This window comes from Dysosmobacter welbionis (genome assembly GCF_005121165.3).
Classification (GTDB): Bacteria; Bacillota; Clostridia; order Oscillospirales; family Oscillospiraceae; genus Oscillibacter; species Oscillibacter welbionis.
Map to the genome: position 1 here is coordinate 1628571 of NZ_CP034413.3, position 12632 is coordinate 1641202.

Sequence of the window (12632 nt, forward strand, 5' to 3'; positions counted from 1 at the left end):
GCGGCAACCGCTCCGCCTCTGTTCTCAAGTTTTTTGTGTCTTATTCCACAGCCTCGACATCCGTCTGGATTGCCTCTACCAGAACAGGATCGATGCCGCCCTCTCCCACGTACTTCTCATACACAGGCTGCACCGCAGCTTCCCACTCGGTCTGATCAATCTCGATGAACTCCGCGCCATTGGCCTCCATCTCCGCCATGTACTCCGCCAACTGCTCATCACAGATCTGATAGTGGTACTCACGGGCTTCCTCTGCACACTCCATAACCAGCTGCTGGATATCCTCCGACAGGGAATCCCAGAGAGATTTGCTGCAAATCAGAGGAGCGGGAGAATAACCGTGGTTGCTCAGTGTGATATAGGGAGCAACCTCATAGAAGTTCTGGGTATACATGTTGGTAACCGCAGTGGAACTGACTGCATCCGCTACGCCGGTCTGGATGGAGGTATAGATATCACCCCAAGCCAGAACCACGGGCATAGCGCCCAGTGCGCTGTACACATCCGCCTGCAGGGGGCTGTCGATGGACCGGACACGCATTCCCTTCAGATCCGCCAGATTCTTGACTGGCTTCACCGCGCCGATGGCATAAATGCCGTTCTCCCAATAGTTGATGCCCTTCATCCCGATGGACTCCAGGGCGTCCAGCTGCCCCTGAGCAGCCTCACCGCTGAGAGCTTTCCGTGCGGTGGCAGCATCGGGGAACAGATAGGGCAGGTCAAACACGGACATGGCATCCGTAAAGTTGGACAGGGACGCAGAACTCTCTACGATAAAATCAATGGAGCCCATCTGCACACCTTCCAGCGTCTCCTTGGCGGATCCCAGCGTAGCACCCGAGTGGACCGTCAAGGTGATGGCGCCGTTACTGCGCTCGTTGAGCAGTTCAGCAAATTTCAGAAGGCCAAGATCCCAGGAACTTCCCACCGCAAGTCCGCTGGACGCCGTCCACTCATAAGTTTGTCCCTCTGCGCTTTCACCGCCGGAGCTATCTCCGCCGCTTCCGCAGGCAGTCAGGGAGAACACCATGGCCATAGCCAGCAACAGACAAGTCAGTTTCTTTTTCATATGCTCCTCCATTAAACCGTTATGTGAAACCTGTTATGTGTTATATCACTTGTTGTAGTAGATAGGCCGGCCCTTCTCGTCGTGATCCTTGTCGAATGTGGGATAAGCTCCGCCGTTGAAGCCGTTGAAGCCCAAGGGATTCCGGAAGCCCAGAGGATTGATTCCAACAGGATGTCTTTCCAGCAGGTCTTTGATGAAGGCGCTGTAACCTTCCACGACCTTCTCCACCAGTGCATCGCCCTTTTCCTTGCTGGCCTTGGTGGGATTGCCGATCACGCCGTAGTCCAGATCGTCCTTCTCCATCAGAGCAAAAGTGCCGTCGAAATGATAAAACTGGAAAGGATGAGAAGTCTCGCCGGGCGCTTTCTTCCACTTGCCGTCCACCAGCGTCGTGCCGCCGCCGTCGATGGCCAGGTCCATGTGGACCAAGTCGCCGTACAGGGACAGCGCCATGGAGGTCTCCGCCTCGTCGGCGTGCCACATATAATCGGACAGAACGGCTTTGTTGTCGCCCAGGAAGTCATACCAGGTAGAGGCGACCGTGAAGTAGCCTTCCATGCCCAGCTTGTGAACAGCCGGAATGAAGGAGCTGTCCTGGCCATGGGCAACCAGCAGGATGAACTTGTTATAGCCTACATTGGAGGCACCGGCGATGATGTCGTGAATCAGCGCCATGTTGGTCTCATAGTTCAGCGCGATGGTAGCAGGCATACCCATGTGCATGTAGGGATGACCGCCGTACATGGGGCAGGGGAGCACGGTGGCGCCGGACTTCTCCGCCACCTTCTTGGCCAGGCAGATGGCGTTGAAGCTGTCCAGGCCGTTGGGGCAGTGCGGGCCGTGCTGCTCAATGGCGCCCAGGGGCAGGATCGCTACGTCGTTGACTTCCTTGGCATAGGCGATGTTCACGGGAGCGGTGTTCTGATCAAAGAACACGGAATCTCTTTTGTACAGCTTGAATTCAGTCTGCTTCTTCAGTTCTGCCATGATAATCGTTTCCTTTCTTAAAAAAATATAGATGGTTTTTTAAATCAGCTGAAACTCAGCAGGATTTACAGTTACGGCTGGAACAAAATCTTGATACGCATTTCCTTCTTTGCCCGAATCATCTCGATCACGTTCTGGAAGTCTTCCAGACGCTTGATATGGGTAATGAGCGGTTTTACCTTCAGCTTCCCCTCTACCATGTAGCGCAGCACCGGCGTAAAGGAGTTGGGGCTGGCCAGAGAGCCGATGAGCGCCGCATCTTTTACGATCAGCGTGTTCATGGCAACATCCACATTAGCTCCATTGTACCAGCTGACAGCTACGATCCGTCCGGTGGGCTTCAGGGCCTGCACCGCCATATTCAGTGCGACGTTGCTGCCCGATGTCTCGATCACGATCTCAGGACCGCCCTCAGTCAGTTCCCTTGCCCGCTGTATCACATCCTCATTGTGATAGTTGATGGTCTCATGGATGCCGCACTCCCGGGCGATAGCCAGCTTCTCATCCCAGCTGCCTGCCATGATGACCCGACTGGCACCCGCAATATTGGCAAGCTGTGCCGCCAGCTGGCCAATGGGACCATCTCCGATCACCAGCACCTGGGCGCCGGCGGGAATCTGCGCCTTGGTGACCGCGTACATGGCGGTTGCGGCAGGCTCTGCCAGAGCGGCCTCCTCCAAGCTCAGCCCTTCGGGGATATGATACAGATGCCGTTGCGGTATCGCCACATACTGGGCAAACACACCCTGGCGGTTGCGGTAAGATCCTACGACCTCCCGGTTGGGGCACAGATTATAATGGCCCTGCCGGCAGTTTTCGCACTCGCCGCATCCCAAGCTCACATCGGAGGTGACCTGGTCTCCCGCTTTAAAATCCCGGACATTCTTGCCCACAGCCACCACCGTGCCGCTCCACTCATGGCCGGGAATGATGGGGTACTTGGTGTTGCCGTTTTTGATATGGATCATCTCTCCTGTTAGCAGTTCAATATCCGTAGCACAGAACCCGGCATAAGCGATCTGTGCCAAGACTTCGTCATCCCGAATCTCAGGCTGCGGGATCTCGGAATACTCGATTACTCCCGGATCCATGAACCGAATGGCTTTCATCAGGCGGTCTCCTTCTTTCTTTCCCGATTTGTATGACATTGCATCGTTCGAATCTCCCCCTGCCGGAAGCAGAGCGGCTGGCAAGTCCCTTTTAGGAGCAGCTGCTCACAAAACTGACCGGGAAGCCCGCCGTGCTCCATAAAGGTCCAGAAGTGGCAGGGCACTGCATATCTCGCGCCAGTCAATTCCGCCGCCGCCGCTCCTTCCTCAGCGTTCATGTTGCCAAATGCACCATTGACAGACAGCACCGCAATATCCGGCTCAAAGATCCTGATCTCCTGAAACAACTCCGAGTGAAACGCCGTGTCTCCGGAAAAATAGAGCCGATGACCTGCAAACGCCACCAAGAGCCCGATAGCATCCGGCGCCATGGTACCGTGATCCGCCATCACTGCCCGAATCAGGATCTTTTCATCCTGATAGCATTCTCCTCTGTCCAGACGATGGCAGCGGTGGGCCTGTATGCCCAGTTCAATGAACTTCTCCTGACAGCTGGCAGGCCCGAAAAACAAGGTCCTTTTTGTGCACTGTGCCACAATTGGAATCGCATCATAATCGAAGTGATCAAAATGCAGATGGCTGGTCACATAATAATCTACCGCCAGCTCTTCCGGCGCGATCAGCATGGGTGAGAGTCGTTTGAATCCTCGAATCCGCTCGCCGCACTCCGTCAGATAGGGATCGAGCACCATGCTTGTTCCGTCGGGAGCCTTCAGGAGAAATCCGGCCTGGCCAAGCCAGCAAATTCCCAGATGATCTGGAGGAACTTGTGTTCCCCGAATTTCCTCTGCGAGATTCATCCTACTACCTTTCTCAGTTCCTCAATATAAGCAGCCCTCAAGCCAGGAATACCGCTCGTCAAACTGGACCTTGTACTTCTTCGTATCGCCAGCCAGGCCCCACAGCAGATACGCACGGGTGCCGGGCAGTGCCACCGTGGTGTGGTAGCCGGTGGGCAGCGCCACGGCGGTGTTGTTCTCCTCGATCACATTGACCTCGTCCCAGATCTTCTTGTTCTCGTCCGTCAGATCATAGCCGTGCTGCATGACGCCGCCGCGGCCAGGGCCATCCTCGGTGGAGGTCATCTGGAAGGAGAAGATCTCATCCAACACGCACTCCTTGCCGGGGCGCTCGTAGTCGTGCCGGTGCGCCGGGAATCCGATCCAGCCGCCGGGCACGGACACGGTCTCGCCCACGATCAGCAGCTTGGTGATGTGGTCGTTGTGCTTGCCGGGCTGGCCGAAGATGAAGCGGTACTTCCGCTTGTAGATGTACTCGCCGGGTTCTCCCTCCTCGATATTTTCAGGCGGGCAGAAATAGGGGGCATTGCCCTCCTCACAATAGGCGGTGAAAACTCTCGCCTCCATGCCCTTCTCGCTGTACAGCTTCACTGTGGCTTTGGGCGGCACATACAGGGCGGTGGGCAGATCGTCATAGACATTGCCGCGCTGGCCCTTGGCGCCGTCCACAACGGTCACGCCCTCATACTCCACCCAGCAGGTCATGTCGCCCTGCTGCAGCACGATGGCCTGCTCCTCACCGGTGACCTTGTACTCCAGCGTCTGGCCGGGGTTGAGAAGGATTCGGCCGAATCCCTCATAGGTCATATCCGAGTTGGCCTTGGAGATCACGCTCTCATAGCCGTTCAGGTCCTGAAAGCGGTATACAGTTGTGTAAGACATTTGCGTCCACTCCTTTTTCCTTGATTTGAATGCAATTATTTCAATACTTCCTTGTTGACGGGATAGGTGACCGGTTTGCCGGCGAGATACTCAGTGATCCCCTGGGCGCTGTCCATAGCCATAGCCCGAAGCGCCCCGTTGCTGAGTGCCGCATTGTGGGGAGAGACGATCACATTCTCCATGGAGAAGAGCGGATTGTCATCAGCAGGCGGCTCCTGCTCAAACACATCCAGGCCGGCCCCGGCGATCTCGCCGGACTTCAGGGCCTCGATCATGGCGGCCTCGTCGATCACGGCACCCCGGGCGGCGTTGATGATGAAGGCGGTGTTCTTCATAGCCTTGAACTGCTCCGCACCCACCAGATGGAAGGTAGAGGGGAACAGAGAGGTGTGGACGATGACGAAATCGGACTTTGCATACAGCTCCTCCGGCGTCGCCATGGTGATCCCCAGTCCCTCGACATCCGCCTGCTTCACATAGGGATCCGTGGCCAGAATGTTCATCTCAAAGCCGGAGAGCTTCTTCACCACCAGCCGGGAGATCTTGCCCATGCCGATGATGCCCACCGTGGCGCCCTTCAGCTCGATGGTCTTGTAGGTGTTGCGCTCTTTGAACTGGCCGGCCCGGGTCAGCTGATCCATCTGCACCGTCCGCTTGGACAGTGCCAGCAGCAGCATCACGATATGCTCCGCCACGGCGTTCAGGTTGGAGAAGGGGGCGTTGACCACCAGGATCCCCTTTTCCGTGGCGTGATCCACCGCGATATTGTCCACGCCCATGCCGTGCTTGGCGACTACCTTCAACGTCGGGATGGCGTCCATGATCTCCGCCGTGATCTTCGCCGAGCGGATCAGGATCGCGGAGCAGCCCTGCGCCTGCCGGATGATCTCGCCGCTCTCCGTGGAAGTGCCCTGCACGACCTCGAAATTCTCCCGGAGATACGCCACCGCATCCGGGTGGATATGCTCGGTCAGAAATACCTTTTCCATGTTTATGTACGCTCCTTCTCAGCCGCGGATCCGGCTGATGGTCTCCTTGCCCCACTTGACGATGATCCCTTCGTCAGAGGAGAGCAGAATATACTGCACGCCCTTGGCCATCAGCGCCTTGGCCGCCTCGGCGGAAGCCGCCGTGGTGCCCACTGCCTTGCCGGCTGCCAGCGTCTTGGCGGTGATGGTGTCGATGGCTGCCTTCACCTCTGGGTCCGTGGTCTTGCCGGGTACACCGTAGGACTGGGACAGGTCCATGGGTCCGATGAAGATGACATCGATGCCGTCCACCTTCAGGACCTCGTCCAGATTCTCCACACAGGTCTTGCTCTCACAGTGGGAGACGATCATCGTGTTGGCATTGGCGGTGTCGATATACTCCTGCACGCCGCAGGTGCCGTAGTCACAAGCCCGCACGCTGGGGGACAGGCCCCGCACGCCCAGGGGGGTATACTTCACATAGGACACCAGGTTCCGGGCCTGCTCCGGGGTATCCACATTGGGCACCTGCACGCCCGCATATCCCAGGTCCAGATTCTGCAGGATCTCCACCTGCTGGTTCTCCCGAACCCGCACAATGGGCGTGATGCCGGCCGCGTCCGCTGCCCGGACGATGTTGCTCAGCTGTTCCCGGTCCACCGCCACATGCTCTGTATCCAGTACGAAGAAGTCGAACCCCGCCAGGGCCAGCAGCTCCGGAACCGCAGGGTCCGTCAGCTTCACAAAGGTGCCGATGGCACTCTCGCCATTGCGAATCTTCTCCTTGAGCATATTCTTGCGCATTTGTATGACTTCCTTTTGTGTAAATTACAGGTTCCGGGGCGAGGCCGGATTTCGGGGCAGCGCGTTCGGTGTCTTACTCTAGAAAAGCCGCCGCCTTCACCAGAAAAAGATTCTGCTGAATAGGGACATTGCTGTCGCGCAGCAGTGCATCCGTTTTCTGTCAGCCACCTTGTCTAAGTTTCTCCCGCCTCCTGCGGTTGCTGTCCGCCCTGTTATTAAGCAATATTTATGCCAAAGTGATAATTCTGCCGAAAACGAATTTTTTCGTGAGGTTCACACAAAAGTCTGGGACGAAATTGTGCATATTGGCTATAAATGCCGCATATATTCGTGCAAAAACAATGCATATTACAGACAACCGCACTCTTCATGTGCGCAAAATTGCATCAGCGTTGCTATTTTGCATACGAGATGACGGAGAAAGGTTTCCCTCTCCCCGTCATCTCTCTTTCGAACCATTTACTTATTTTGTTTTCTGGAAGACATGTCCTTATAAAGCTGCATTTTCCGGGTAATAGTGGACGGATTGACATCCAGCGCTGCAGCGGCCTTGCGAATGGATCCGTATTTTTCGATGGCGCGTTCAATTGCCGCATATTCCGCCCGTTCTACTACGCTTTTCAATGAAACCGTTTCCTCTTCTTCCTCCGCAGATACTTGCTGAGGCCGCCGAAGCTTCAGTGGCAAGTTCTCCCGCCGAATAATGTCGCCCGGAGTGGTAATCACCAAATTTTCCAGCAGATTTTCCAACTCCCGGACATTTCCCGGCCAGCAATATCCTTCAAACGCATCGATCGTGTCTGAATAGATAGATTTATTGGTGTGGTATTTCTGGTTTTCCACCATGAGGAAATGGTTAATCAGCGGAATGATATCCTCCCGGCGCTCCCGCAGCGGCGGAATGAAAATTGAAACCACATTCAGTCGGTAATATAGATCCTCCCGGAACGTTCCCTCTCTGACCATCTGTTCCAGATTGCGATTTGTCGCCGCAATCACTCTTACATCCAAGGCAATGGGTTCTGTCCCGCCCACACGGGTCACTTTTTTTTGCTGTAAGACACGCAGAAGCTTTACCTGCATATGCAGGGGCAGATCGCCGATCTCGTCCAAAAAGACCGTCCCTCCGTTGGCGGCCTCAAACAGGCCCTTGTGTCCCTTGTTGTCCGCCCCGGTAAATGCCCCCTTCTCATAGCCAAACAGCTCAGACTCTATGAGATTTTCTGGAATGGCCCCACAGTTTACCTGCAGATACGGCCAGTCTTTCCGGGGGCTGTTGTTTACAATCAGTTCAGAAATAATTTCCTTTCCCGTTCCGGATTCACCCAGAATCAGTACGGTGGCTCCATCAAATGCGGCCACCCGCTGTGCCAATGTAATAACTTCGTTGAACGCCTTGCTGTTTGCAATAATGGTCCCCTCACCCAGGCGGATCCGCATGCTCTCCAGTTGGCGGGACTGCTGCTGGATAATCGTATCCTTGCTCTTCAGACTGTTCTGGAGTTCATTGAGGGCTGTGATATCCCGGACATTGTTAAATACATATTTGACATTTCCGACATCATCGAAAATGGGTGTGGCCGTAGCCAGAACCGTCAGCCGCGTGTGATAATTGTAGCTGATTTTTGAAATCTGCTTTTTTTGCCGGATAACCTCCAGAATGACAGAATTGGAAAAAATCTTTTCATCCAGAAGCTGTTGCGTCGTTCTGCCCTCCAGTTCCGCTTTGCTGACCCCCAGGAGCGAGGCATTGGCTGAATTTGCAAAGAGCACTTTGCCTTCTCCATCGGTAATCCAAACACCATCAAAGAGGATTCCATCATTTCAATCAAGGCATTGCTATCAATCACGGCGTATCTCCTTTTATATACTCGCAGCTGCATCGGTTCTACCGACAAATCATTATAATATGGCAAAAATGCCCAATTCCGCAAAATTTCCATGATATATTTATTGCTATTTTATCAAATGCGGGGTTCTCTGTAAAGTGCTTGCCTTTATATCTCACATTTCATGTTTTTCAGGAGAAAAGAATTGTCTTCATGGAGCAACATCCTCATAACGAGCAAAAAGTATTTAACACAACGAATCGTGACAAGGAAAACTTCTCCAACAAAAGGAAGGGCAAGGGGAAGCACAAAAAATGGAATCGTAAAAATTCTGCAAAACTCCGTCATGAATGCTTTTGGCTTCTATGGCTGTATCGGCTCCGAGCATTTCCACGTCGGGCCGTATGCCTTGACTTGAAGTGCGTTTATACCCCATCTTCTGTAAAAAAATTGGTTCATACCTAAAACTAAACGGCGTAGACTGCATACAGTCTGCGCCGCTTAATTTTTCCTTCTTTATCATGATTCCCGCAGCCAGGCAGCGTAGTCTTCCGGGGACAGCCTCCCCGCTTCGCACTCCGCTTTTTTCTCTCTGGCACGTTCGTCCCACGCGTAGAGCTCCTCCGGCTCCAGCTTTCCCGCCTTCATGCGAGCAAAGCGATTCTTGTATTCTCTGCGATAGTCCTGAAACAAGGCATCCCTGCTCTTCCGTTTCGTCCACAGGGCAATGGCGCCCACTTCCCGGCAGGTGCGGCCTTTCTCGTCAAAAGGCCGGCTACAATATTCGGTGTTGGTACGGCCCGTCAGGGCAAAGTATCTCCCGCAGTTTTTGCACACCCGCATCTTCACTTCCCGCTTGATGCACTCCCGGAGGTGGTAGTCAATGAGGTCATAGACCACCTCCGGCTCCAAAACCTATGCAAACACTTCATCGTCGATGAGCTCAAAGCCAACCGGCTGCACACAGAACCGAAAGGCACGGTCTCCTGCTGCCTTGTAGTAGGAGACCATTTTCTGCGGTACCGTTTCCTCGGACTCCTGATCCGTATCCAATACATGTTGGATCAGCTCCAGGATCTGAGCTTGCATCTGCCGAAGCTTCTCCGGCAGATGATACAGATACGCCCGGGGCAGCACGTCCTCTGTATAGCTATTGAATAGCTTGGCATGGGTAAGACGGCAATTCATATCCAGCCGAAACTGCTGAAAATAGATGTGGCGCGAAGCCAAGTCATCCAGCAGCGCAAGCGCGTTCTGGTGATGTTGCTCTTCTTTCGTTGCTGCCAGTTTCCAGAACTCGTCATTCAACTTTTGAATAATGGCGTCTATGGGGTCCAGGTCCATATAGAGCAGCGACATCAAGCTTTCCGGGAACGGGACTGTCTCAGAAAACGTGACCGCTTCGCCAAGTGTCTACTCGCTGTAAAGATAGTGCTCCTGCTCATGGGCGATATAGGTTTTGAATGTGTACCTCATCAAAGCAATGTGCCCCACCCCAGACTAATTTACAAACTGTTCATTAATTGGTCTTGACGCAAAGAGTGTGGTTTGTTACGCCCGGGTTAGGCGAGCAATAGAATAATGCCTTTAAAACCAAGTCTGGATTAGACAGTTAGAAAAATCAAGAATTCTATCTGGCCGCGATTGTACCTCGATAACTGCATACCCACCACCAAAGCCGATACTTGCCGGAAAGAGTGCCGCCAGAACTCTGCTGTCAAGCAACAGGCGCGCCCACTAAGGCGAAAGGAAACGCCGTGCGTGACAAACAAGGCCGCAGAGTAGGAACCGGTACGGCGTGCGGCCCACGAATTTTTGTAAAGGAGGTGCGTGTGATCAGCGTACAAGGTCCGCAGCAAAAGGAAAGCCGCCGAAACTGCTGCAACAGTCCGCCGGCACGCCGCGTTCCGAAAAACGCAGATTCCATCTGCAGACAGTCTAACAGAGAGGCTTCCGGAACGCAAGATTTTGTTCTCTGAATTTCGAAAAGAACACGGAGGTACTCTATGCCGATTCTCGGTGAACGATTCTATCAAATAAGCAATGCCATCTTCTGCTATGACCTGAAACCGATCCCGCTGGCGGTATACAGCTATCTGGTCTGCTGCGCCGGGCAGAAAGAACTTTGCTGGCCCAGCATCAAGACCATCGCACTGCAGCTGTTCGGAAAACGTTGCGAGGGACGCAGTCAGGCAATTAGTGGATCGCGGATTCATCCGCAAGGCGGCAACCAACAAGCTGATGCGCCGCGACGGAAGTTGGCGGCAGAGCAACAACCACTACTACATCCTGCCGCTGCCTGCGCTTTCCACCGCAGGGCATCGTGCAAGCAGGAAATCCACCACAGGAGATGTTGTGGAGGAAGTGTATCAGCAAAACAAAGGATAGCAAGGGAAAGCCCGTGAGCCCAGCAAAGCCCTTTGTAGAGCGGTTTGGGCCCCAGTAAGATCCCAGCTCCTCCCGGGGATTTTGGACGGATTTGGGCCGATTTTGAGGCTCTGCGGAGGACGAAAAAACAGGAGAAAGCCCTGGCGCTTTTATGGCGCCCAGGCAGTCACTTCCGCCCGCAGTGCGGGTGGTTTTCGGGGACATGGGCTGACGCTTTTCCGGAACGCCCAAACTACGATTGACGCTGTTTCCAGAGAAGCAGACGAATATCCCCGCCATTGCGGGACATTCGCTGACGCTATCACGGATTTGGGAGGTATTTGACAATGGGTGAAAACAGACACCGGCACACCGTCTGGATGGACGATGCCGTGTGGGATCAGGTGGAGTCCCACTACCAGAAAGACAACTGCTCCACCAAAAATGAGTATATCGAAAAGGCGATTCAGTTCTACTCCGGCTACCTGAATTCGGAGCGGGCCGGCGATTACCTGCCCCGGGTTCTGGCCGATGTGCTGGAGGGCAAGCTGGGGGCCCTGGGCAAACGGATGGGACACCTGCTGTTCAAGCTGGCGGTGGAGGAGGCCCTCATGGGAAATCTGGTGGCCGCCGGGATGGACGTGGCTCTGGACACACTGCGTAAGACACGGGTCCGGTGCGTGAAGGAGGTCAGAGAAACCAACGGTGAGATCGACATGGATGACGCCCTCGCCTACCAGAAAGGGGTGTAGGAATGGAGGGACTGATTCAGAAGTCGGGCTATATCAAGTCGGGAAGCGGCGGCGGACACTACGCTGAATACATCGCCACCCGGGAGGGTGCGGAGGAGTTGAAGCCCGGCGGCTACCTGGAGTATATAGCGGAGCGCCCCCCCGGTCCCACGGACTGTTCTCCGCCGATAGTCCCGCCGACCTGGAGAAAACTACGGATGAGATCAATGGGCATACCGGCCCGGTGTGGACCCTCATCTACTCCCTGAAGCGGGAGGATGCCGTCCGGCTGGGGTATGACTCCGCGGAGAGCTGGCGGAAGCTGTTGTTGGCTCATCAGACAGAACTGGCCCAGGCCATGAAAATCTCTCCGCAAAATTTCCGCTGGCGGGCCGCCTTTCATGACGAAAAGCACCATCCGCACATCCACATGATGGCCTAATCGTCAGCCCCCAAGCAAGGCTATCTCACGGAAAAAGGCATCGAGCAGATGCGTTCGAAGCTGTCCAATGAGATCTTCCATGACGAGATGCTGTCCCTCTACCAGCAAAAAGATCTATCCTATCAGCAGGTGCGGGACACCGCGATAGAGGCCATGGGGCGGCTCATTCGGAGGATGGAAACAGGTCTGTGCCACAGTCCGGTCATCGAAACGCAAATGGAAACGCTGGCCGGAATGCTGGAAAACTACAAGGGCAAGAAAGTCTACGGCTACCTGAGAAAGCCGGTAAAAGCCCAAGCAGACGCCCATCGTGGATGAACTGGCCAGGCTCCCAGAGGTGGCGGAGTGCTATGGACAATGGAACGAACTTCGGGATGAACTAGAGCGCTACTACAAGGACGCGCCGAGAGAGCACAAACCATTCTCACAGCAAAAGGAGTTCAAAGCCATCAAGAATATGGTCATCCGGGAAGCAGAGGAATTGCGCTTAGGTGCCTTTACCTTCGAAGATACGACCATGAAAGACGAAGTGGATGAGGATCAGGAGGCGGTGTACAACATCTGGAACTCCCGCCGGCAGATGTCTTAGGCATACCAGGCTGCCAAGGAAATCCTGTCAGAGTATGAAAATACAGAGAAAGAAA

At 54.5% G+C, this 12632-nt stretch carries 13 protein-coding genes and 1 pseudogene; 4 read left to right on the forward strand and 10 right to left on the reverse strand.

Annotated features, from left to right (window positions below):
- Window positions 1-40: 40 nt before the first annotated feature.
- From EIO64_RS08840 to EIO64_RS08885, 10 genes are all read right to left on the reverse strand, one after another.
- Window positions 41-1069 (reverse strand): TRAP transporter substrate-binding protein, encoded by a 1029-nt coding sequence (locus tag EIO64_RS08840; protein WP_158629753.1) that lies wholly within the window; start codon window positions 1067-1069, stop codon window positions 41-43.
- 45 nt (window positions 1070-1114) lie between these two features.
- The gene (locus EIO64_RS08845) at window positions 1115-2056 is read right to left on the reverse strand and encodes a creatininase family protein (protein WP_119311735.1); all 942 of its coding nucleotides are present in this window, start codon (window positions 2054-2056) and stop codon (window positions 1115-1117) included.
- Between the two features lie 71 nt (window positions 2057-2127).
- Window positions 2128-3165 carry a zinc-dependent alcohol dehydrogenase gene (locus EIO64_RS08850; RefSeq protein WP_158629754.1) on the reverse strand — a complete coding sequence of 346 codons (1038 nt, stop codon included), beginning with the start codon at window positions 3163-3165 and terminating at the stop codon, window positions 2128-2130.
- Window positions 3165-3965 (reverse strand): MBL fold metallo-hydrolase, encoded by an 801-nt coding sequence (locus EIO64_RS08855; protein ID WP_119311737.1) that lies wholly within the window; start codon window positions 3963-3965, stop codon window positions 3165-3167. The genes EIO64_RS08850 and EIO64_RS08855 overlap by 1 nt, the downstream gene beginning before the upstream one ends.
- A 21-nt stretch (window positions 3966-3986) precedes the next feature.
- Window positions 3987-4847 (reverse strand): 5-deoxy-glucuronate isomerase, encoded by an 861-nt coding sequence (locus tag EIO64_RS08860; protein ID WP_021752195.1) that lies wholly within the window; start codon window positions 4845-4847, stop codon window positions 3987-3989.
- A gap of 35 nt (window positions 4848-4882) precedes the next feature.
- Complete coding sequence (locus EIO64_RS08865; RefSeq protein ID WP_136891230.1) at window positions 4883-5836, reverse strand: hydroxyacid dehydrogenase; 954 nt, start codon at window positions 5834-5836, stop codon at window positions 4883-4885.
- Between the two features lie 18 nt (window positions 5837-5854).
- Window positions 5855-6619, reverse strand: coding sequence for an HpcH/HpaI aldolase family protein (locus tag EIO64_RS08870; protein ID WP_136891231.1), 765 nt, complete (start codon window positions 6617-6619; stop codon window positions 5855-5857).
- Between the two features lie 459 nt (window positions 6620-7078).
- Window positions 7079-8392 carry a sigma-54 interaction domain-containing protein gene (locus EIO64_RS08875; RefSeq protein ID WP_136891232.1) on the reverse strand — a complete coding sequence of 438 codons (1314 nt, stop codon included), beginning with the start codon at window positions 8390-8392 and terminating at the stop codon, window positions 7079-7081.
- A 575-nt stretch (window positions 8393-8967) separates the two neighbouring features.
- Window positions 8968-9360, reverse strand: coding sequence for a DUF6076 domain-containing protein (locus EIO64_RS08880; protein WP_119311742.1), 393 nt, complete (start codon window positions 9358-9360; stop codon window positions 8968-8970).
- A gap of 3 nt (window positions 9361-9363) precedes the next feature.
- On the reverse strand, window positions 9364-9807 hold the full coding sequence (locus EIO64_RS08885) for a hypothetical protein (RefSeq protein ID WP_119311743.1): 444 nt from the start codon (window positions 9805-9807) through the stop codon (window positions 9364-9366).
- A gap of 647 nt (window positions 9808-10454) precedes the next feature.
- Between EIO64_RS08885 and EIO64_RS08890 the strand changes: the two genes are divergently transcribed.
- The 4 genes and pseudogenes from EIO64_RS08890 (at window position 10455) to mobL (ending at window position 12577) form a co-directional block, all read left to right on the forward strand.
- A complete protein-coding gene (locus EIO64_RS08890) occupies window positions 10455-10853 on the forward strand; it encodes a hypothetical protein (RefSeq protein WP_136891234.1) in 399 nt (132 codons plus the stop codon).
- A 309-nt stretch (window positions 10854-11162) separates the two neighbouring features.
- On the forward strand, window positions 11163-11567 hold the full coding sequence (locus EIO64_RS08895) for a hypothetical protein (protein ID WP_119311744.1): 405 nt from the start codon (window positions 11163-11165) through the stop codon (window positions 11565-11567).
- A gap of 202 nt (window positions 11568-11769) precedes the next feature.
- Window positions 11770-12306, forward strand: a pseudogene (gene mobP3, locus EIO64_RS19345) (MobP3 family relaxase).
- The gene (gene mobL, locus EIO64_RS08910; RefSeq protein WP_249390865.1) at window positions 12299-12577 is read left to right on the forward strand and encodes a relaxase MobL; all 279 of its coding nucleotides are present in this window, start codon (window positions 12299-12301) and stop codon (window positions 12575-12577) included. Before mobP3 ends, mobL begins: the two are co-directional and overlap by 8 nt.
- Window positions 12578-12632 lie beyond the last annotated feature (55 nt).

What these genes read in the sequence shown, in the direction of transcription:
- EIO64_RS08840 (WP_158629753.1), bottom strand. Translation starts at nt 1,069, where the DNA reads ATGAAAAAGAAACTGACTTGTCTGTTGCTGGCTATGGCCATGGTGTTC.
- EIO64_RS08845 (WP_119311735.1), bottom strand. Translation starts at nt 2,056, where the DNA reads ATGGCAGAACTGAAGAAGCAGACTGAATTCAAGCTGTACAAAAGAGAT.
- EIO64_RS08850 (WP_158629754.1), bottom strand. Translation starts at nt 3,165, where the DNA reads ATGAAAGCCATTCGGTTCATGGATCCGGGAGTAATCGAGTATTCCGAG.
- EIO64_RS08855 (WP_119311737.1), bottom strand. Translation starts at nt 3,965, where the DNA reads ATGAATCTCGCAGAGGAAATTCGGGGAACACAAGTTCCTCCAGATCAT.
- EIO64_RS08860 (WP_021752195.1), bottom strand. Translation starts at nt 4,847, where the DNA reads ATGTCTTACACAACTGTATACCGCTTTCAGGACCTGAACGGCTATGAG.
- EIO64_RS08865 (WP_136891230.1), bottom strand. Translation starts at nt 5,836, where the DNA reads ATGGAAAAGGTATTTCTGACCGAGCATATCCACCCGGATGCGGTGGCG.
- EIO64_RS08870 (WP_136891231.1), bottom strand. Translation starts at nt 6,619, where the DNA reads ATGCGCAAGAATATGCTCAAGGAGAAGATTCGCAATGGCGAGAGTGCC.
- EIO64_RS08885 (WP_119311743.1), bottom strand. Translation starts at nt 9,807, where the DNA reads ATGTCGCTGCTCTATATGGACCTGGACCCCATAGACGCCATTATTCAA.
- EIO64_RS08890 (WP_136891234.1), top strand. Translation starts at nt 10,455, where the DNA reads ATGCCGATTCTCGGTGAACGATTCTATCAAATAAGCAATGCCATCTTC.
- EIO64_RS08895 (WP_119311744.1), top strand. Translation starts at nt 11,163, where the DNA reads ATGGGTGAAAACAGACACCGGCACACCGTCTGGATGGACGATGCCGTG.